Origin of the sequence: Cryobacterium sinapicolor, from assembly GCF_004403465.1 — a bacterium.
Classification (GTDB): Bacteria; Actinomycetota; Actinomycetes; order Actinomycetales; family Microbacteriaceae; genus Cryobacterium; species Cryobacterium sinapicolor.
Window position 1 is genome coordinate 20,635 of record NZ_SOGQ01000050.1, and the last position, 19,710, is coordinate 40,344.

The window sequence follows — 19,710 nt, forward strand, 5'->3', positions numbered from 1 at the left end:
GCCACCGTGCGTCAAGCAAGCGCAACCGCCGATCAACACCCAGCGCGCTCGCCGAGCCCAACACTGCAAATCGAGACAATCCGAAGTGCCTCGTTTCAACCGTCGTCTCCGCGTGCGCGCGCTTCGCTAAAGCCTGTAGACACTGGCACTCTTGAACGATGAAGAACGTGATGACGGCAGCCGTACTGACCAAATTCGGTGGCCCCGAAGTGCTGGAACTGCACCACGATTGGCCGCGGCCTCAACCTCGGGACCACCAGGTACTGGTCAAAGTCACGGCGGCCGCGGTCAACAACACGGATATTCGGACGCGCCAGGGAGCATACGGGCTCCCTGAAGATCCCGCGGCGAAGGCCGGCTGGCTGGCTGGGCTCCTTTGATTTTCCTCGCATCCAGGGTGGGGATATCACCGGCGTTGTCGTCGAAGTAGGTCCGGGCGTGACCGAAGAACTGTTGGGTCGCCGGGTGCTCGTGGATCCGGCTCTCTACGGCTGCGATGACGAGAACGCTTCGCCGGTGGGGTACCTGGGCAGCGAGGCCGATGGTGGGTTCGCAGAGTACGTCGCCGTGGATGCCTCGCATGCCCATGACGTGCAGGACTCCCCGCTGTCAGACGAGCAGCTGGCGTGCCTGCCAGTGGCGTTCGGCACCGCGATCGGAATGCTGGAACGTGCGCACGTGCAGGGCGGCGAGACCGTGCTCGTGACGGGGGCATCCGGGGGTGTCGGTCTCGCCCTCGTTCAGCTGGCGGCCGCTCGAGGCGCACGGGTGCTGGCGATCACGAGCGGGTCTAAAGGAGATGCTGTGCTCGTGAACGGGGCAGCCCAGATCTTCAGCCGGGACTCCCCCGACCTGTTGACCGAGATTGCCGCCGCCGCTCCCTCAGGACTGGATGTGGTTGCCGACATCGCCGGCGGACCGGGACTCTCGGCCATGATGCCGCTGCTTCGGGACGATGGTCGCTGGGTGATTGCGGGTGCTGTGGCCGGGCCGGTGATCGAATTCGACCTCCGTCGCCTCTACCTCCATAACGTGCAGTTGATCGGATCCTCCACTTCAACTTCGACGCCGTCAGGGTGCCCGCCGCCCGCAGCACCTCCGCCTCGAACGCGGGCCTCGACGCCTCGACCAACTCCGCCCGCCTCGCGAACGCCGCAGCGACGGCCCGTTCGGCCTCCGCGATCGCCTCGAAATACTCCCCGAGTGCCTCGTGCTCTTCAATGAATGAGGGCTTCATGACGCACACGCTACGGACACCCACCGACATTCGAGGCGGCATCCGCTCACCCCGGAACACCCTGTGGATAACACGATCAGACCCACGTTGTGGAGGGAAAGGCGCTGATCAGTGATCGCGCCCCGTCAGGCCGAGGAACGTGCGGAGCCGGAGTGCGCCTTCGACTTCCACGGGCTCAGCGCGGATCAGGGTGCCGGCAGTCAGAACCAGTCTCTGATTCAAGGCCATCTCGCCATCGCGCCTCTTCAGCCGACCGACCCCGTTCTCCCGATACCCGACTTTTCTGGACACGGCGAGCGAGGCAGGATTGTCAACGAATGCCGCTGAGGTGACCTCGGCGGCGTCCAGGTGATCGAACATGAAGGCGCAGAGAGCCTGTCGCATGACGGTACCGATCCCTCGGCCGTGGTGCGTCATGCCGAGCCACGAGCCCGTCTCCCCGGTCCTCGTGACGAGGTAGTCCCTGGTTGAGATGCTCTGGCAACCGACGATTTCACCGTCGACGCGAACCGTGGTTTCGAGCGTCCAAGCCGTCGGCGACATCTCGGCTCGCTTGGCCCAGTGGTACTGCATGAGCCTCAACCGCACCTCGTCAGGGGAACCGACGGTCCACGGGAAGTAGAACGGCATCTCCGTCGGCGCATGGATACCGGCCAGGGCGAGCGCGGCGAGCCCAGGTAGGTCGGCGTCGCTGACAGGAGACAGCGTCAGGGGCCCGCAGGTGATTTTCAGCCCGAAGGGTGGCCATAGCTCGTCAATCGGTTTGGACATGTGACCAATCTAGGTGCGCCATCGGCGGCTGATCCGGCTGCGACACAATCCGGTCCACTGACACCGGCGAGGACCCGGTGCTCGGGAGTGGGCCGATAAACCGTTATCATTGCTAACGATACGTTTAGACAAGTACGTTCATCGGCCGGCCAACGCGCTTCGCGCTGCGCTGTAACAAGCGGAAATATCACGTTCCGCATCAACACCAGAAGGAGTCCAAGGTGGCATCGAAACCCGCTGCAGACATTATTGAAAGTATCGGAGGGGCCGAAAACGTCGTCGGCCTCACCCACTGTGCCACCCGGCTGCGCTTCACGTTAAAGGATGCATCGGGGATCGACCAGGCAGCCGTCGAGGCGTTGCCTTTGGTTCTCGGCGCCGTTCCGCAGTCCGGCGATCGGTACCAGATCGTCATTGGCGGAGCGGTAGAGACCGTCTACAACGACATTATGGCGCTGCCCGCGATGAAGAAGCACGCGGGCGACCACCACACCGGTGACAGCATCGACGAGGTCAAGGCCGCGGAACGTTCGAAGGGCCCGCGCGGGAAGTTCTCCGGGCTGGACACGTTCTTCGAGGTGCTGTCCGACTCCTTCCGCCCGATCCTTGGGGCGCTCCTCGGAGCATCCTTGTTCATCACGTTCATGGCCCTGATGGCGACCCTTGGGGTCATCCCCTCATGGAACGCACCGGGCGTCACCCTCGACCCGTCCTGGGCATTCATCAACCTGATGTGGCAGGGCGTTTTCGTCTTCCTGCCTTTGATGGTCGCCTACAACGCCTCCAAGCGGCTCGGCGCTGACCCCTGGGTCGGCTTCGGCATCATGGCCGTCGTCATGCTCCCCGGCTTCAACGCGCTGGGACTCACCGACGGAGCAGAGACCGTCTTCGGCGGCAAGGCAGCAGTCGTGCAGATCTTCGGGCTGCCGCTGACCGTCACCGACTACAGCTCCCAGGTGTTCCCGCCGCTGCTCATGGCGGTCGTCCTCGGCCTGCTGACGAAGTACCTGAAGAAGATCATTCCGTCCAGCGTTCAGCTGATCTTCGTGCCGTTCCTCAGCATGCTCATCATGATCCCGCTGACCGCCTTCCTGATCGGTCCGATGGGCGTGTACGGCGGTGCCGGTCTTGGTAACTTCCTGAAGTCGATCAACGACTTCTCGCCGTTCATCTTCGCGGTCGTCATCCCGCTCGCCTACCCGTTCATGGTTCCTCTCGGCCTGCACTGGCCGCTGAACGCGATCATGCTGCTCAACATCCAGTCCCTCGGCTATGACTTCATCCAGGGCCCCATGGGCGCCTGGAACTTCGCGTGCTTCGGCGCGACCGCCGGCGTGCTGTTCCTGTCGATCCGCGAAAAGGACCGCCTGATGAAGCAGACGGCGACGGGTGCACTCGCGGCCGGCCTCCTGGGTGGTATCTCTGAACCGTCGCTGTACGGCATCCACCTGCGGTTCAAGCGCATCTACCCACGGATGCTCGTGGGCTGCCTCGTCGGTGGCGTCATCATCGGCCTCGGCGGCGGCGTGAAGACCAGCGCCTTCGTCTTCACCTCGCTGTTGACCATCCCCGCGTTCGACAACATCCCGCTGTACGCGGGCGCTGTCGCCGCGTCGTTCTTCACCGCGATGATCCTCGTGATCCTCTCCGGCTACAAGACGCCCGAGCAGAAGGCGGAATTCGCCGCGGCTCTCTCCGCCGAAACCGCTGTGAGCGACGAGGCAGCACCTGCCTCTGACATCGCGGCGCCGGGCGTTGCCGGTGCGTCAAGCACGGGCACGGGCACGGGAACAGCGACCGCAGTCGCGACCGCAACGTCGACCGCAACCGCGACGGTTCTGGCCACGATCGGCTCACCCGTCGCCGGCATCGTCGTTCCGCTCGCCGACGTGCCGGACCCCGTGTTCAGCAAGGGAATTGTCGGGCTCGGCGTCGGAATCGATCCGACCGAGGACACCGTGTACGCACCTGGAGCCGGCAAGGTGCTAGTCGCTCAGGCGACCGGCCACGCCTTCGGTCTGCGCCTCGACAACGGTGTTGAAATGCTCATTCACGTGGGCATCGACACCGTGAACCTCGCGGGCAAGGGCTTCGAGGTCAAGGTGGCCGCGGGCGACCGGGTGGAGGCAGGCACTCCCCTGGTGACCTTCGACCGCAAGGTGATCGAGGATGCCGGCTACTCGCTGGTCACCCCGGTGCTCGTGACGAACCCCAAGAAGTTCGGATCGGTCGACCAGGCGGCGTCTGGCCAGGTAGAGGTCGGAAGCCCTCTGATCACGGTCTCCGCCAAGTAGGACACCCAAGTCAAAAGGTGGGCAGAGATTCTCTGCCCACCTTTTTTCTGCGTGCACTTATACTCCAGGGGGTATGTTCTCATCGATTAGATAGATCAGCAAAGAGGATCACCCTGTGCTGATCACGTGTTCACACTGCACGATGGCAACTTGGGACGGTTGTGGCCAGCACATCGTGAACGCGCTTTACGGAGTGGCGGAGTCCGATCGTTGCACGTGCCGTAACGGCGGCTGACGAGCCCGCGGACCTGCACTGGACATCCGTTCTGAGCGCCAGAACCCAACAGGCCTTGGAACAGCCGGTGATCGGTGAGCCCTTCGACGGAATCGACGTTCCCGTGGTCAACGAACGGGCGGTTCCCCGGTGAGAGGTCGTCGCCCGAGCGGGCTTTGAAACCGAATCAGGTAGCCGTCCGGATCGGTGACCAGGAACTGACGCACACCGACTTCCTCGTCGTCGACGCGGTACCACTTCGACTCGGGCTGCATGAACAGAGAGTCGCCGGCCGCTCGCAATGCCGACAGGATCGAATCGACGTCGGACACGGCCACCTGGAAGTTCACTCCGCGGCCGTATGGGGTATCGAGTGGCGCCGTGATCCAGTTCCTACCGGTGCCCGCCTGTTCCAGCATCACGTGCGCGGATCCCCGTGTGATGTACGCGAAGCCGTCATCCGGACGATCGTAGCGAATCGTGAATCCACACAGGTCGCACCAAAACGCAATGCTGTCGGCGAGATTCCGCACCAGAAGTTCGGGCACCAGCGCTGGATCTGTTCCCGTTGTCATGCACTCATGCTGTCATGCCGGGGTCACCGGGTCTGGACAGGCTCGTCCACCGGACGGGCGCAGCGCCGGGTCGTGACACGCTCGACCACCGCACGGGCACTGACAGGTCGCGGAACGGAGGCCTACCGGGTGAGGGAACTGCACTCCGGTGCGGCGTCGAAGGCCTGACCGACCGTGCTCGTGCCGTCAGCGGCGGCCGCACCGATCGCCGTCACCGTGGAAGCGAGCGCCGTCAGGGACGCGCCGGCATCGCCGGCGACCGACCCGAGGGCCACAACCAGGCCCGTGCCGGTGGCGCCTTCCACCGAGGCGACGCTCGCCTCGAGGTCGGAGATCGCCGAGCCGAGGTTATCCGATGATTGCCTGACGGCGGACACCTCGGGATCGTCTTCACTGCCCCTCGGCACGGCCTTGATCGTGGCCGCGAGGGCGGCCGCCGAATCCTTGATCGTCTCCATCTGGGTGTTCAGCCGGGCCGAGACATCATCGCCGCCCGCGGCGACTGTCGACACCAGGCCCTGCACGTCTGTCTTCAGGGTGGACGTCGACGAGCAGACGTCACCGGCCCAGGCGGTCTGCTCCTCAGTGGGCGGCGTGCCGGTGGCCGGCGAGCCGGTGGCAGCCTCCGACGACGTGGCGGATGGCATGGGTGACGCCGACGGCTCCGACTGGGCGCACCCAGTGAGAAGAGCGGCCGCGGCGAGGATGCCGATCAGGGCGCGAAGGTGCTGTTGGCTGGCCGATTTCGTCATGGGGACTCTCTCATTTCGGTGGCTATCAGCATCCGGCCCGCTCCCCCGAGGGTGAGACGGGCCGGACACCCTGGACCGGTGTTCCTGTAGCTACCCTTACCGCGTGACCACCGCTATGGCTAGTCGCTCTGGTCTATTCGGTGTCTTCCGAGGTCAACTGGATCGCCAGACCGAGGGCCTCGGCGATCTTCCCCACGGCGGCCGCGGTGCGCGGAGTGCCGATGATCGGGGCCACGGCGACGAGCACGTCCTCGACGTCGTCGACGGTCAGACCTGCTTCCTCGGCCGGCCCGATGTGCACCAGATAGGACATCATCGGGGCCTCGACCGGCGAGTGCCGCGATGCGCACGAGCATCAGCGACCGACTGTCCAGTTCGGTGTGGGACAGGGATACGGCGTGGACCGAGGCCGTGCGTGTGGCCAACTCAGGACATCCGTCGCCCGGGCTGTCCGGCCGTCACGGACCAGTGCGGAACCGGCGCCGATACCCGGTGCGGCCGGACGGATCTCCTGAGTTAGCCACCACACGCGCCGGAACCACAGCCGCGCTTGTGTGGTCCGGCACCCGCTACGCGCCCCGCAGGGCGAACCAGTTCGACGGAGATTCTGCCGAAGATGGACCAGAATGGCTCAAAAACCGGCTTCTTCCCGAGAATTTCCGTCGAGTTGGTGCGACGACGACGCCCAGAACGAGCGAACTCGGCTCGGGCGCGCGGGGGTTACTCCTTGGCGACCAGGGTGAGAACGTCGTAGGTGGCGACGATCTCATCGTTCTGGTTGTGCAGCACGGCGTCCCAGCAGACCTCGCCGTACTCGTCGGTCTCCCGCGGGGTGATCCGCTTGGCCGTCAGGGTGACCCGGATGCTGTCACCGGGCGACACCGGGGTGACGAACCGCAGCTTTTCCAGTCCGGAGTTCGCGAGCACCGGCCCGGGAGCCGCGTCCACGAACAGCCCGGCCGCCCAGGACACCAGCAGGTAGCCGTGCGCGACGATCCCGGGGAAGAACGGGTTCGCCGCGGCCGCCTCGGCGTCGGTGTGCGCGTAGAACTTGTCACCGGTGGCCTCGGCGAACGCCGTGATGTCAGCCAGGGTGACCACGCGCGGCCCGCCCTGCGTCTGGTCGCCCACCCGTAACTCGGCCAGGGACTTACGGAACGGGTGGATGCCCGTGCGCACCGCGGCGCCGGTGTGCCACTCCCCCGTGATGGCGGTCAGCATGTCGGGCGAGCCCTGGATCGCCGTGCGCTGCATGTGGTGCAGCACCGAACGGATGCCGCCGAGTTCCTCGCTACCGCCGGCCCGCCCGGGTCCGCCGTGCACGAGGTGCGGAACGGGAGAGCCGTGGCCCGTGCTGCTGCGCGCGTCGACCCGGTCGAGCATCAGCACCCGGCCGTGGTGCGCGGCGATCCCAAGCACAAGCGTGCGCGCGACATCCGGGTGGTGGGTGGCCACCGTCGTCACCAGTGAGCCGCCGCCGCGCGCGGCCAGCGCGACGGCGTGGTCCAGATCGGTGTATTCGATGATGGAGGCCACTGGGCCGAAGGCTTCGATCTCGTGCACGGCCGGGCTCTCCGGGTCGTGGAAGGCCAGCAGGATGGGGGCCACGAAGGCGCCTTCCGGGTCGGTTCCGGCCGGGGCGTCGACCGAGCCCATCACGATGCGTCCGCCGCCGTCGACCAGCCGGGCGACGCTGGCGAGCACCTCGTCGCGCTGCCCGGTGCTGGCGAGGGGCCCCATGGTGACCCCCTCGGCGCGTGGGTCGCCGATGGTGACGCGGCGGACCATCCGTTCGGACACGGCCGCGACCACCTGGTCGCGACGACCCGCCGGCACGATCAGCCGGCGGATGCTCGTGCACTTCTGGCCGGCCTTGCTGGTCATCTCGGCCACCACGGAGGCGACGTAGGCGTCGAACTCGGCCGTACCGGCCGCAGCGTCTGGGCCCAGAATCGCGGCGTTGAGCGAGTCGGTCTCGCTGGTGAAGCGCACGCCGCCCTCGACCACGTTCGGGTGGGCCTTGAGGGAGCGGGCGGTGCCGGCCGACCCGGTGAACGCCACCAGGTCCCGGTAGTCGAGGTGGTCGATCAGGTCGCGGGCGCTGCCGGAGATCAGCTGCAGGGACCCGGCGGGCAGGATGCCGGACGCCAGAATGTGGCGCACGACCGCCTCGGTCAGGTAGCCGGTGGGGGTCGCGGGCTTCACGATCGTCGGCACGCCGGCGATGAACGCCGGGGCCAGCTTCTCGAGCATGCCCCAGACCGGGAAGTTGAAGGCGTTGATCTGGCAGGCGACGCCGGGGATGCGGGTGTAGATGTGCTGACCGCTGAAGGAGCCGTCCCGGGACAGCGCCTCGACGTCGCCGTCGATGTAGACCTGGCTGTTGGGCATCTCGCGCCGGCCTTTGGAGGACAGCGTGAACAGAACGCCGATGCCGCCGTCGATGTCGACCATCGAGTCGTAGCGGGTGGCGCCGGTGCGGGCGGAGAGCTCATAGAGCTCCTCTTTGACCCCGCCCAAGTACTGTCCCAGCTGCTTCAGCAGGATGGCGCGCTGATGGAAGGTCAGTTCGCCCAGCGAAGCCTGACCGATCGTGCGGGCGTGTTCGACCACGGCGGCCAGGTCGAGTCCGTCGCTGCTGACCCGGGCGACCTCGACGCCGGTGCTCGCGTCGAGGACGCGCTGGGTGCGCGCGTCGGCACCCGGGGTCCACCAGGAGTCGAGGACGTAGCTGGGAACGACCGTGTCAGAGCTCGTGTCAGTGCTGGTGCCATTGCTGAGGAGTGTCATGATGCGTCCTTCCAATCGAAGAAGCCGCGGCCGCTCTTGCGTCCGAGGTCACCGCGCGCGACGAGGTCGCGCAGCAGTTGCGGCGGGGTGAACCGGTCGCCGAGGGTGTCGTGCAGGTGCTCGGCTATGCCGAGGCGAACGTCGAGACCGACGATGTCGGTGGTGCGGAGAGGCCCGACCGGATGCTTGTAGCCGAGCACCATGGCCGTGTCGATGTCCTCGGGACTGGCGACGCCCTCCTCGACCATGCGGATCGCCTCGAGCGCGATCGCGACGCCGAGGCGGGAACTGGCGAACCCGGGCGAGTCCCGCACCAGGATGGGCGTCTTCCCGAGCGCCGACACCCACGACCGGGCGAGCCGGGCGAGTTCAGGGTCGGTGCGCTCCCCGGTGACGACCTCGATCAGGGTCGAGACCGGCACCGGGTTGAAGAAGTGCAGTCCGATGAACCGGCCCGGGCGGTCCAGCGCCTCGGCCAGATCGGTGATCGACAGCGAAGAGGTGTTGGACGCCAGCCAGGCTGTAGGGGCGAGGTGCGCCTCCACCAAGCGGAGCGCCTGCGTCTTCAGCGCCACGTTCTCGGGAACGGCCTCGACGACGAGGCCGGAGCCGGCGAACGCGGCGGCATCCGTTGCCACGGTCAGGCGGTCGCTGAGCTCGGCACGGCTCGCGGTCACGCTGCCGCGACCGAGGGACCTGTCGACGGCCGCCAGAACCCGGTCGCGAGCGGCGGCTGCCGCGGCGTCTCCCTGCTCGACGACGGTGACGTGGGCGCCGGCCATCAGGAATGCGTGGGCGATGCCGGCGCCCATGCGGCCGCCGCCGAGCACGCCGACCTGGGCGGGCACCTGCTCGGAGACGGGCTGGGTCGCCTCGGTGGCCTGAGTAGCCTCGGTGACCTCGGTGGCCTCGGTGGCCTCGGTGGCCTCGGTGCTGAGCGTCATCGCTTCTTCCTCTCCAGGAATGCGGTCATGCGGGCGAATTTCTCCTCGGACTCGAAGAGCCGGGCCTGGGCTTCGTTGTCGGCCAACGGATGCGCGGCCGCCGGGACATGGAAGACCTCTTTGGCCAGCTGGGTGGCCAGGGGGTCCTGTCTGGCGATCCGGTCGGCCAGCGCGTGTGCGGCCGCCAGCAGGGCGCCCGGTTCGTGCACCTCGGTGACCAGGTGCACGGCCAGCGCCTCGGCGGCGGTCAGGATACGACCGGCCAGGATGATCTCCTTGGCCACGGGTTCGCCGACCAGTGCGGCCAGCCGCCAGAGCGCACCGGCCGCCGGGATGATGCCGAGGGCGGTCTCCGGGTTGCCGAGCCGAGCCGTCGTCGAGGCGAGCCGGAAGTCGGCGGCGTAGGCCAGTTCGGCACCTCCGCCGAGCGCCCAACCGTCGATGGCGGCGATCACCGGCAGCGGCAGCCTGGCGATCCGGCCGAACAGGCCGGAGTTGATGCCCTTCAGGGCGTCCTCGGCCCGGCGGTCCCGCAGCTGCGCGATGTCGGCCCCGGAGGCGAAGACGCCGTTCGTGCCGGAGAGGATCAGGATGCGCGGCCCGCGTTCGAGTTCGCCGCAGACCAGGTGCAGCTCGTCGATCATGGTCTGGTCGATCGCGTTGCGCACATCCGGACGGTTGAGCTGCACGTGCACGCGGTCCGGCCGGTACTCGACGAGCAGGGTCGAGAACTCACGCGACATCTAGACTCGCTCCACGAGTAGGGAGGAGCCCTGCCCGACGCCCACGCACATGGTGGCCACGCCGCGGCGGGCACCTTCGCGCTCCATGCGTCCCAGCAGGGTGATCAGGATACGGGAACCGGACGATCCGAGGGGATGTCCGAGGGCGATGGCGCCGCCGTGCCGGTTGACGATCTCCGGGTCGAGGCCGAGGCGGCGGATGCAGGCCAACGACTGGGTCGCGAACGCCTCGTTCAGTTCGACGGCGTCGACATCCCCGATGGTCAGGCCCAGGCGGTGCAATAGCTTTTGCGTGGCCGGGACGGGGCCGAGCCCCATGGTCTCCGGGGCGACGCCGGCGCTGGCTCCGCCCACTACCCGGGCGCGGGGCGACAGCCCCAGACGTTCGATGGCAGCCTCGCTCGCCACGACGATGGCGGACGCGCCGTCGTTGAGGGAGCTGGCGTTGCCGGCCGTGACGATGCCGCCCGGCCGCACGACCGAGCGCAGCCCGGCGAGGCGTTCGAGCGTGGTGTCGGCCCGGGGCCCCTCGTCGATCTCGGCCAGGCCGGCCCGGGTTGGGACACCCACGATCTCGGGCGTGAAGATACCGTCACGCTGCGCCTCGAGCGCCAACCGGTGCGAGCGCAAGGCGAACGTGTCGGCATCCGTGCGGCTGATGCCGTCCAGGGCCGCGACTTCCTCGGCCGTCTCGGACATGGAAAAAGTGGCCTTGTCGCGCGCTGTCAGGCGCGGATTGGTGAAGCGCCAGCCGATCGACGTGTCGACGATCTCACCCGGCTTGGCGAACGCCTTCTCCGGCTTGGCGAGAACCCAGGGTGCGCGGGTCATCGACTCGACACCGCCCGCGATCACGATGTCCGCTTCGCCGGCCTTGATCATGTTGGCGGCCAGGTGCACGGCGGACAACCCGGAGGCGCAGAGCCGGTTGACCGTGATCCCCGGCACGCTGTCGGGGAGACCTGCCAGGAGCACGGCCATGCGGGCGACGTTGCGGTTGTCCTCGCCGGCCTGGTTCGCGGCTCCCAGGATGACCTCGTCGACCAGGGTGGGATCCAGTCCGGACCGGGACACGACTGCGGCCAGCACGACGGCGGCCAGGTCGTCGGGACGGATGCCGGCCAGCACCCCGCCGTATCGGCCGATGGGAGTTCGAACACCATCAACGAGGAATGCTTCGGGCATGGCTTCATCACCTTTGATCGCCGTGTTACTAACTGACCGTTCGTTTTGTAAAGAATGTCATAGAAAGTCCTTGCAGGGCAAGAAAAGGAAGCCGCCACGCCGCCCTCCCCCACATCGGCTCGACTGAGGCACACTGGATGGGTGAACGCAACGCCCAGCACCGTCCCATCCGCCCCCGGCACCGGTCGCCGCCCCGCCGGCCGCCTCGGTCTCCGCCGCAATCTGTTACGCCCGGACCGGTCGGACCAGGCAGACCGGGTCACCTTCATCGAGTTGTTCTTCGACCTGATCTTCGTTTTCGCGCTGACCCAACTGTCGAACCATCTCTATGAGAACCAGTCCTGGCAGGGCGCCGCGGAGTCCGTCGTCCTGGTGCTCGCCCTGTGGTGGATCTGGGTGCACACCACCTGGGTGACCAACGTGCTCGACCCGGCGCGCCTGCCCGTGCGCGGGGTCGTGATCGGCCTCTCCCTCATCGGGCTCGTGGTCAGCGTCTCGATCTTCGAATCGTTCGGCGACCGGGGACTCATCTTCGCCGTGGCCTATGTCACCCTGCAGCTCGGCCGCACGGCCTTCATGGCCCTCGCGCTCGCGCGCCACGACCCTGCCCTCTTCCGCGCCTTCGTGCGAATCTTCGTCTGGCTGGCCGTGGCCGGGCTGTTCTGGATTCTCGGCGGTCTGCTCCCGGCCGACTACCGGCTGCTGCTCTGGGCGTCAGCGTTGGGGATCGAATTCGTGTCGGCCTCGCTCGGTTTCCCGGTTCCGGGCCTCGGCCGGGCCACCCCCGGCAATGGCGAGCTGTCCGGCCCGCACATCGCGGAGCGCAGCGCCCTGTTCGTCATCATCGCGCTCGGAGAATCCTTCCTGGTGACCGGCTTCGCCTTCGTCGACCAGGACGTCTCGGTGCCGGGCGTGCTCGGCCTCCTGTTGGCCTTCGTGAGCGGAGCGGCCATGTGGTGGCTGTATTTCGACCACGGGGAGCACGCCGGCAGCAAGGCACTCACCGAGGCAGCCAACCCCGGCCGTCTCGCCCGCCTCGCCTATACCTATGTGCACGCCCTGATCATCGCGGGCGTGGTGCTGACCTCGGTCGGCGACAAAGAGATCCTGGCGCATCCGGATGGCCCGGTCACGTTCTCGACGGCCGTCGCGATCACCGGCGGGCCGCTGCTGTACCTGCTAGGGCTGGCGCTGTTCCGGTTCCTCGTCGCCGGGGAAGTTCTGGTCTCCCACCTGAGCGGTATCGCGGTGCTGTTGCTGGCGCTGCCTCTCGCCTCCGCCCTGCCACCGCTCGCCGTGGGAGCGGCGGGAGCGTTCGTGCTGGCCACCGTCGCCTGCTGGGACACCATCGTGCGCGTGCGGAACGGCACCGCCGAGGAAAAGGCCGGCTAGCCGAGACGGGGCAGCGAAACGACAGGAACACGGGGTGCGCCCAATGCGATACCCCTCATTCCTGTCGTGTCAGATGATCGAACCGCGGTTAGAAGAATCCGTCGGGGGTTCCGGCGGCCTTCGTCACCGACTCGGTGCCGATGCGGGCGGCGGTGAGCTGGGCCATCGCGACGCGCAGGCCGGACTCCATCTGGGCGGCCCAAACCTCGGTTTCGCGGCTGGCGGCGTCTGCGGCATCCGCTCGGGCGATGGCCTTCTCCTTTTCGGCGCGTTCGCTGCGCACCTGCTGAATGCTCAGGGTGATGCCGTAGTAGGCGGCCACCATCGAGGCGATGGGCGTGGCGAAGACGGCCAGGGCGTTGATGCTCTCGCTCGACACCCCGACCAGCAGCATCACGATGAAGGCCACCGCGAGCGCGGCGATGCCGACCAGGACGACGAGTGCGGTGCGCTGGCCGGGCGTGGTCGTGAATCGTGGTGTCGACGCTGGAGCGGGAGCCGGCTGGGCCGCGGCCGGCTGCGGGTCTTCGACGGGCTCGAGCGTCTCGGTCTGATCGTTCAGGGGCAGCGCCCGGGTGGACGTGCCGGTCGAGGAGAAATCAGTCATTGTTCGGGCTCCGTCGTCAGGGTGCATCGGGGGAAGAGGCGGTTGGGTCATTGTCTTCTACCGACTGGGCAGGGTCAAGGCGGGCAGGGTCACGGCGGGCGTCCCCGCGGGCATTCGGGTCGTCGTTGAGGAAGACCCGCTTGTAGCTGCGGCCGTCGGCGAGTTCGACGGTCCGGCCGGCGAGCTTGCCGCGGCTCAGCTTCAGGTAGATCGCCTGGGCAGTGACGCCCAACTGCGCTGCGGCCTCGGACACGGACAGCCCGGGCAGATCCGTGGGCACGGCGCTGGGGCGCGCGGCCCGCTTGCGTCCGGCCTCCTGGCGGGCGGCGATCTCGGCGTCGGTGCCGTTCCAACGCCACTTCGCGGCGGCCGGCTTCAGCCCCGCGGCATCGGCGATCTCGTCCCAGTCCGCGCCCCCGCGGAGAGCGTCGCGCACCCCCACGAGGGTGGCCGGGTCGGCGTCAAGTTCGAGGAGCAGGGAGCGGATGGCCCGCAGCCGCTCGAGCGGCGCCGAACCGGGGGCGGCGTCCAGGGCGGCCAGGCGCGACAGGGCCGCGCTGGTCGATGGTGCGAGAAAATATCCCATTGTGTGCCGCAGGCACTCAGGACGAGTGCAGGGAGGACGGGTGCAGGGACGACGGGTGGTGGGCCTCCGGGCCGGCTTCACCGCCGATGGCGGCCGCGAGGCGCTCGCGGGCACGGGAGAGGTGCTCATCGAGCAGCTGGGCGGCCCCGGGGCCGTCACCCTCGGCGATGAGCTCCAGGATGCGCTGGTGTTCGGCCTGGATCAGCGCCGTGTCGAGCAGATTGAGGGACTGCACCCGGACCATGCACAGACGTACCTCACTGACCAGCGAACGGTACATCTTGCTGAGTCGCTCGTTGCCGACGGCGTCGATCAGACTGGTGTGGAAGCGCATATCGGGCTCCACCACGTCGAGCGCGGAGCCGCCGGCCACGGCCGCGATGTCACGGTTCGCCTGCACGGCCCCCTCCGGGACGGTGCGAGTCACGGCCAGGCGGCGCAGCACCTCGCTCTCGAGGTAGGCGCGGGCCCGGTAGATGTCGCGCACAGAGTCCGGGCCGAGCTCGGCGACACGGGCACTCTTGTGCGCCCCGCGCACGAGCAGCCCCTCGGACACCAGCTTCTCGATCGCCGCCTTCGCCGTGGGGCGGGCTACGTCGTAGCTCGCGGCCATCTCGGTCTCGGTCAGGGCCAGATCGGAGGTTAATTCACCCTCGAGGATCCGGGTTCTCAGATCGTTTGAAATGGCATCCACGATCGACGTTGCCGTTACGCGCGCTGCCACGGGAGCCTGCCTTTCCTAAACGAGTGTTCTCATCTTGACAGACAAAATCACAAATATTGTTGACTTACTTGCATACTTGCTAGACAATCGTGGAGGTGTCACGACGGCGTGACCATGACCTCAGTGTGGAGACCCCATCTTTCAACAGATACTCGATCCGATTCTTGGATCCCTCGTCCTGTCGGCCATTTGTGCCGCTTTGCCACTCATTCTCCTCTTCGTCCTACTCGGCGTGTTCCGGGTCAAGGCGCACAAGGCGGCCCTCGCCAGTCTGCTCCTCTCCGTCGTGCTCGCCGTTGTCGGTTGGCAGATGCCCGTCGGCCAGGCGCTGAGCGCAACGGCGGCCGGCATTTTCTACGGCCTCTTCCCGATCCTCTGGATCCTGGTCAACGCGTTGTGGATCTACAAGCTCACCGTGGCCACCCCCTGGTTCGAGGTGCTGGGCCGCACCATCCGTTCCATTTCCAACGACCTGCGTATTCTCGCCATCCTGATCGCGTTCTGCTTCGGCGCGCTGCTCGAGTCGCTCGCCGGATTCGGCGCCCCGGTCGCCATCTCCGCCGCCATGCTGATGGCCGCGGGAATGAAGCCGCTCAAGTCCGCCATGGTCTCGCTGCTGGCCAACACGGCTCCGGTGGCCTTCGGCGCCATGGCCGCCCCGATCATCGCCCTCAACGGCGTGACCGGCCTGCCGATCCAGGACCTCGCCTCCATGGCCGGTCGCCAGACGCCGTTCATCGCCGTGATCGTGCCGCTGATCCTCGTCTTCATCGTCGACGGCAAGCGCGGCATCAAGCAGACCTGGCCGGTGGCCGTGGTCGCCGGTCTCGTCTTCGGGCTGGCCCAGTTCGTCACGGCCAACTACTTCGCCGTCGAACTGACGGATGTCGTGGCCGCCGTCGCCACCGTTGCTGCCGTCCTGATCATGCTGCGCTTCTGGCAGCCGTCCGAATCCATGGGCCTGAACGACGACGTCGAACTGTCCGGTGCCGAGAACCTGGTGAGCACGACCGTGGGTGCCGCGGTTCCCGAATCCGCCATGCGCAGCACCCCCACCACCGCGCTCAAGTCGGCCCGACGCTCCGCCGACAGCCCCGACCTGACCGACAACACCCGCCCGGAGCCCCGCCAGGTCTGGAAGGCCGTCGCCCCATACCTGATCATCATGGGCATCTTCTCGATCGCGCAGATCCCGGCCGTCAAGGCCTGGCTCGGCGTCGTGGGCAGCGTCACCTTCCCCTGGCCCGGACTGGACGTGGTCGACGCGGCCGGCAACCCAGTCCCGGCGACCACCTTCAAGCTCGACCACATCAAGGCCACCGGCACCCTGCTGCTCTTCTCCGGCTTGATCACCATGGCCCTCTACAAGGTCTCGTTCCGCCAGGGCCTCAAGATCTACGGTGACACCCTCGTGCAGCTGCGCTGGACCATCGTCACCGTCACCGCCGTGCTGGCCCTCTCGTTCGTCATGAACCTGTCTGGCCAGACCGCCTCCCTCGGCGCCTGGCTCGCCACCGCGGGTGTGTTCTTTGCCGTGATCTCCCCTCTAATCGGCTGGATCGGCGTGGCCCTGACGGGTTCCGACACCTCGTCCAACGCACTCTTCGGACAGTTGCAGGTCACCGCCGCCAACGCGACCGGCCTGTCGCCGGTGCTGATGGCCGCCGCCAACTCCTCGGCCGGAGTGCTCGGCAAGATGCTCTCGCTGCAGAACCTGGCTGTGGCCGCCGCCGCGGTCGGATTGGTGGGAGCGGAGAGCCTGCTCTTCCGCAAGCTGGTCGGCTGGAGCCTCGGGCTCCTCGTGCTGATCACCATCCTGATCGTGCTGCAGTCCACCCCGGTCCTCGGCTGGATGGTGCCGTAATGGCCCGCCGCGGCACGGTGGACACCCCCTCGACGACCCTCTCGGGTCCCGAATCGGTACCTGCATCCGCCGGGATGCTGGGTGCCCTCCGCGCCGCGGTGTCCGACCCGGCCCAGGTCAAGACCCGGGCCATCGACCTGCACGCCAACGCCCACGACGCCTCGCACTTCCTGCTCGTCCCCCAGGCCCTGGTCGTGGCCGGAAACGCCGACGAGGTCGGCAAGCTGCTGCGCGCCAGCCGGGCTCAGGGCGTTCCGCTCACGTTCCGCTCCGGCGGCACCAGCCTGAGCGGCCAGGCACTCACCGACGGCGTGCTGGTCGACGTGCGGCGCAACTTCAAGCAGATCGAGGTGCTCGAGGGCGGCGCCCGGGTGCGGGTTCAGCCCGGCGTCACCGTGCGCGCACTGAATGCCCGCCTGGCGAAGTACGGCCGCAAGTTCGGTCCGGACCCGGCGAGCGAATCCGCCTGCACCATCGGCGGAGTCGTGGCCAACAACTCCTCCGGGATGGCCTGCGGCACCGTCGACAACGCCTACCAGACCCTGGAATCGGTCACTGTGGTGCTGCCCAGCGGCACCGTCGTCGACACCGGCGCGACGGATGCCGACGCCCGCCTCCGCACCCTCGAACCCGAGCTGCACGAGGGTCTGCTACGCCTCGCCAAGCGGGTTCAGCGGAACCCCTCCTCCGTGGCCACCATCCGGCACCAGTTCTCGATGAAGAACACCATGGGTTACGGCCTGAACTCCCTACTGGACTTCGACCGGCCCGTGGACATCCTGGCGCACTTGATCGTGGGCAGCGAGGGCACCCTCGGCTTCGTCGCGGAGGCGGTCTTTCGCACCGTGCCCCGACCGACCCACACCGTCACCGGCCTGCTGGTCTTCCCCGACCTGGAGACCGCCAACGCGGCCCTGCCTGCCCTGGTGGGAACCGGGGCGGCCACCCTCGAGCTGATGGACGCCCTGTCGCTCAAGGTGGGTCAGGGCCTGGACAACGTTCCCCCGGTCGTGCGCGACCTCGCGGTGCGGGACCACGCGGCACTCCTGATGGAGTACCAGACCGACAACCCCGAGCGACTACAGGAGCTGCAACACGCGGGCCTGGGCATCCTGCCGGGGCTCGGGCTCAGCGCCCCGGTCGAGTTCAGCGCGGACTCCGCGACCCGGGCCCAGCTGTGGCACCTGCGGAAGGGGCTCTACGCATCCGTCGCCGGCGCCCGCCCGCAGGGCACCACGGCCCTGCTCGAGGATGTCGTCGTGCCGGTGGCCGCGCTGGGTCGCACCTGCGTGGAGCTGATCCGCCTGTTCGACAAGTACAGCTACCGCAACAGCGTGATCTTCGGTCACGCCAAGGACGGCAACATCCACTTCATGCTCACCGACGGTTTCACCGGCAAGACCGAGCTGGAGCGCTACAGCGCCTTCACCGAGGACATGGTGGACCTGGTGCTCGGTGAGGGCGGCTCGCTGAAGGCCGAGCACGGCACCGGGCGGGTGATGGCACCGTATGTGCGGCGCCAGTACGGCGACGAGCTCTACGACGTCATGCGGCAGCTCAAGGTGCTCTTCGACCCCGCCGGGATGCTCAACCCCGGCGTGCTGATGAACGACGACCCGGAGGTGCACCTGCGCGACATCAAGCTGGTGCCGCCGGTGGCGGAGGTCGTCGACAGCTGCGTCTCGTGCGGCTACTGCGAGCCCGTCTGCCCCAGCCGGGACCTGACCCTGACACCTCGCCAGCGGATCGTCACCCTGCGCGCAATCGAACAGGCCCGCCGGGGCGGCAACCTGGCCCTGGCAACGGAATTGGAGAAGGACTACGTCTACGACGGCGTGGAGACCTGCGCGGTCGACGGCATGTGCCAGACCGCGTGCCCGGTCAACATCAACACCGGCACCATGATGAAGCAGATCCGGCGCGGTGAGGCCGGACCGCTGATCAACGGCGTCTGGAACACCGCGGCCAAGAATTGGGGTGCGGTCACCCGCGGCGCCGGACTGGCTCTGACCGTGGTGCGCAAGATCCCGACCCCGGTGCTGATGGTGCCCAACAAGCTCGGCCGGGCCGTTCTCGGCACCGACACCCTGCCGCTCTATTCGAGTGAGCTGCCCGGCGGCGGCGGCGGACGCTCCCGCCCGACGCCGGCCCTGGCGCCGGAAGCCGTCTACTTCCCGGCCTGCGTGCAGACCATGTTCGGTCCGGCGACCGCCGGCACGCCGGGGGTGCAGGTCAGCTTCGAGCAGCTCTGCGACCGGGCCGGCATCACCCTGGTGGTGCCGGAGGGCATCGACGGGCTCTGCTGCGGCACGCCGTGGTCGTCGAAGGGTCTGAAGACCGGCGAGGCGACCATGCGGGCCAAGACCCTCGCGGCGCTGCGCACGGCGACCCGGAATGGGGAGCTCGCGATCATCTGCGACGCCTCCTCCTGCACCGAGGGCCTGCGCACGACGATCGAGGGTGACCACGACGAGCCGCGCCTGCGGGTGGTGGACGCCGTGCAGTTCGCCGCCGAACGCATCCTGCCGTCACTGCCCGAGTACCAGAAGATCGACAAGCTCGCGCTGCACCCCACGTGCTCGTCCACCCGGATGGGCATCAACGACTCCCTGCAGACCCTTGCGGGCGGCGTCGCCGAGACGGTGCAGGTGCCGGACAACTGGGGCTGCTGCGGCTTCGCCGGGGACCGCGGCATGCTGCATCCCGAGCTGACCGAATCGGCCACCCGGGCGCAGGCAGCCGACGTCGCGACGATGGACGCCACGGCGTTCGTGTCGTGCAACCGCACCTGCGAGCTCGGGCTGACCCGGGCCACGGGCAAGGAGTACCGCCACGTACTCGAGCTGCTGGAAGAGGTGACCCGGCCCGACACCGACGATCCGGATGCCGCCGCTCCCCGTCTGGCAGAGTCGGGCGCCGTCTAGCCCCAGGTGAGCCGCACCCTCCGGAAGCAGGCGAAGGTAGAACCTGCGCCTGCTTGCGTCGGGTGCGCCGCGAGCCGGGCCGCGCCGAGAGGCGCGAGCCGGGGCGGC

17 protein-coding genes are annotated in these 19,710 nt (G+C 67.9%); 6 read left to right on the forward strand and 11 right to left on the reverse strand.

The window, feature by feature from the left end; all coding sequences use genetic code 11:
• Window positions 1-158 precede the first annotated feature (158 nt).
• A complete protein-coding gene (locus E3T28_RS17375; RefSeq protein WP_241979285.1) occupies window positions 159-380 on the forward strand; it encodes a hypothetical protein in 222 nt (73 codons plus the stop codon).
• Window positions 381-405: 25 nt separating this feature from the next.
• Entirely contained in the window at window positions 406-1,224 is an 819-nt protein-coding gene (locus tag E3T28_RS10040) for a zinc-binding dehydrogenase (protein ID WP_241979283.1), read from the forward strand.
• Between the two features lie 121 nt (window positions 1,225-1,345).
• On the opposite strand, the gene E3T28_RS10045 is transcribed toward E3T28_RS10040, so the two are convergent.
• Window positions 1,346-2,008: a GNAT family N-acetyltransferase gene (locus E3T28_RS10045; protein ID WP_134430470.1), complete on the reverse strand. Its 663-nt coding sequence runs from the start codon at window positions 2,006-2,008 to the stop codon at window positions 1,346-1,348.
• Window positions 2,009-2,229: 221 nt separating this feature from the next.
• Here E3T28_RS10045 and E3T28_RS10050 point away from each other — a divergent pair, with 221 nt between their 5' ends.
• Window positions 2,230-4,302 carry a glucose PTS transporter subunit IIA gene (locus E3T28_RS10050; RefSeq protein WP_134430473.1) on the forward strand — a complete coding sequence of 691 codons (2,073 nt, stop codon included), beginning with the start codon at window positions 2,230-2,232 and terminating at the stop codon, window positions 4,300-4,302.
• Between the two features lie 342 nt (window positions 4,303-4,644).
• Here E3T28_RS10050 and E3T28_RS10055 read toward each other — a convergent pair whose 3' ends face one another.
• From E3T28_RS10055 to E3T28_RS10085, 7 genes are all read right to left on the reverse strand, one after another.
• Entirely contained in the window at window positions 4,645-5,064 is a 420-nt protein-coding gene (locus tag E3T28_RS10055; protein WP_198417189.1) for a bleomycin resistance protein, read from the reverse strand.
• A 149-nt stretch (window positions 5,065-5,213) separates the two neighbouring features.
• Entirely contained in the window at window positions 5,214-5,843 is a 630-nt protein-coding gene (locus E3T28_RS10060; protein WP_134430478.1) for a hypothetical protein, read from the reverse strand.
• Between the two features lie 133 nt (window positions 5,844-5,976).
• Entirely contained in the window at window positions 5,977-6,159 is a 183-nt protein-coding gene (locus E3T28_RS10065) for a hypothetical protein (RefSeq protein WP_198417190.1), read from the reverse strand.
• A 404-nt stretch (window positions 6,160-6,563) separates the two neighbouring features.
• Window positions 6,564-8,633, reverse strand: a complete 2,070-nt coding sequence (gene paaZ, locus E3T28_RS10070) for a phenylacetic acid degradation bifunctional protein PaaZ (RefSeq protein ID WP_134430480.1) — start codon at window positions 8,631-8,633, stop codon at window positions 6,564-6,566.
• Window positions 8,630-9,445, reverse strand: coding sequence for a 3-hydroxyacyl-CoA dehydrogenase family protein (locus E3T28_RS10075; RefSeq protein WP_241979284.1), 816 nt, complete (start codon window positions 9,443-9,445; stop codon window positions 8,630-8,632). The genes paaZ and E3T28_RS10075 overlap by 4 nt, the downstream gene beginning before the upstream one ends.
• A 128-nt stretch (window positions 9,446-9,573) precedes the next feature.
• Complete coding sequence (locus E3T28_RS10080) at window positions 9,574-10,320, reverse strand: enoyl-CoA hydratase/isomerase family protein (protein WP_134430486.1); 747 nt, start codon at window positions 10,318-10,320, stop codon at window positions 9,574-9,576.
• Window positions 10,321-11,505, reverse strand: coding sequence for an acetyl-CoA C-acyltransferase (locus E3T28_RS10085; protein ID WP_134430489.1), 1,185 nt, complete (start codon window positions 11,503-11,505; stop codon window positions 10,321-10,323).
• Window positions 11,506-11,646: 141 nt separating this feature from the next.
• Here E3T28_RS10085 and E3T28_RS10090 point away from each other — a divergent pair, with 141 nt between their 5' ends.
• Window positions 11,647-12,897 carry a low temperature requirement protein A gene (locus tag E3T28_RS10090; protein ID WP_166786986.1) on the forward strand — a complete coding sequence of 417 codons (1,251 nt, stop codon included), beginning with the start codon at window positions 11,647-11,649 and terminating at the stop codon, window positions 12,895-12,897.
• A gap of 88 nt (window positions 12,898-12,985) precedes the next feature.
• Here E3T28_RS10090 and E3T28_RS10095 read toward each other — a convergent pair whose 3' ends face one another.
• From E3T28_RS10095 to E3T28_RS10105, 3 genes are read right to left on the reverse strand one after another with little or no spacing between them, the layout of a single operon-like run.
• Entirely contained in the window at window positions 12,986-13,504 is a 519-nt protein-coding gene (locus E3T28_RS10095) for a hypothetical protein (RefSeq protein ID WP_134430495.1), read from the reverse strand.
• Window positions 13,505-13,520: 16 nt separating this feature from the next.
• A complete protein-coding gene (locus E3T28_RS10100; RefSeq protein WP_134430497.1) occupies window positions 13,521-14,090 on the reverse strand; it encodes a hypothetical protein in 570 nt (189 codons plus the stop codon).
• Between the two features lie 16 nt (window positions 14,091-14,106).
• Window positions 14,107-14,814, reverse strand: a complete 708-nt coding sequence (locus E3T28_RS10105) for a GntR family transcriptional regulator (protein ID WP_134430500.1) — start codon at window positions 14,812-14,814, stop codon at window positions 14,107-14,109.
• A gap of 136 nt (window positions 14,815-14,950) precedes the next feature.
• Here E3T28_RS10105 and E3T28_RS10110 point away from each other — a divergent pair, with 136 nt between their 5' ends.
• Both E3T28_RS10110 and E3T28_RS10115 read left to right on the forward strand, forming a co-directional pair.
• Complete coding sequence (locus E3T28_RS10110) at window positions 14,951-16,678, forward strand: L-lactate permease (protein ID WP_134430503.1); 1,728 nt, start codon at window positions 14,951-14,953, stop codon at window positions 16,676-16,678.
• Between the two features lie 74 nt (window positions 16,679-16,752).
• Window positions 16,753-19,602: an FAD-binding and (Fe-S)-binding domain-containing protein gene (locus tag E3T28_RS10115; RefSeq protein WP_134430623.1), complete on the forward strand. Its 2,850-nt coding sequence runs from the start codon at window positions 16,753-16,755 to the stop codon at window positions 19,600-19,602.
• Window positions 19,603-19,710: the final 108 nt, after the last annotated feature.

Coding starts and splice junctions, on each gene's coding strand:
- E3T28_RS10100 (WP_134430497.1), bottom strand. CDS start 14,090: ATGGGATATTTTCTCGCACCATCGACCAGCGCGGCCCTGTCGCGCCTG.
- E3T28_RS10060 (WP_134430478.1), bottom strand. CDS start 5,843: ATGACGAAATCGGCCAGCCAACAGCACCTTCGCGCCCTGATCGGCATC.
- E3T28_RS10045 (WP_134430470.1), bottom strand. CDS start 2,008: ATGTCCAAACCGATTGACGAGCTATGGCCACCCTTCGGGCTGAAAATC.
- paaZ (WP_134430480.1), bottom strand. CDS start 8,633: ATGACACTCCTCAGCAATGGCACCAGCACTGACACGAGCTCTGACACG.
- E3T28_RS17375 (WP_241979285.1), top strand. CDS start 159: ATGAAGAACGTGATGACGGCAGCCGTACTGACCAAATTCGGTGGCCCC.
- E3T28_RS10075 (WP_241979284.1), bottom strand. CDS start 9,445: ATGGGCGCCGGCATCGCCCACGCATTCCTGATGGCCGGCGCCCACGTC.
- E3T28_RS10095 (WP_134430495.1), bottom strand. CDS start 13,504: ATGACTGATTTCTCCTCGACCGGCACGTCCACCCGGGCGCTGCCCCTG.
- E3T28_RS10080 (WP_134430486.1), bottom strand. CDS start 10,320: ATGTCGCGTGAGTTCTCGACCCTGCTCGTCGAGTACCGGCCGGACCGC.
- E3T28_RS10115 (WP_134430623.1), top strand. CDS start 16,753: ATGCTGGGTGCCCTCCGCGCCGCGGTGTCCGACCCGGCCCAGGTCAAG.
- E3T28_RS10085 (WP_134430489.1), bottom strand. CDS start 11,505: ATGCCCGAAGCATTCCTCGTTGATGGTGTTCGAACTCCCATCGGCCGA.
- E3T28_RS10065 (WP_198417190.1), bottom strand. CDS start 6,159: ATGATGTCCTATCTGGTGCACATCGGGCCGGCCGAGGAAGCAGGTCTG.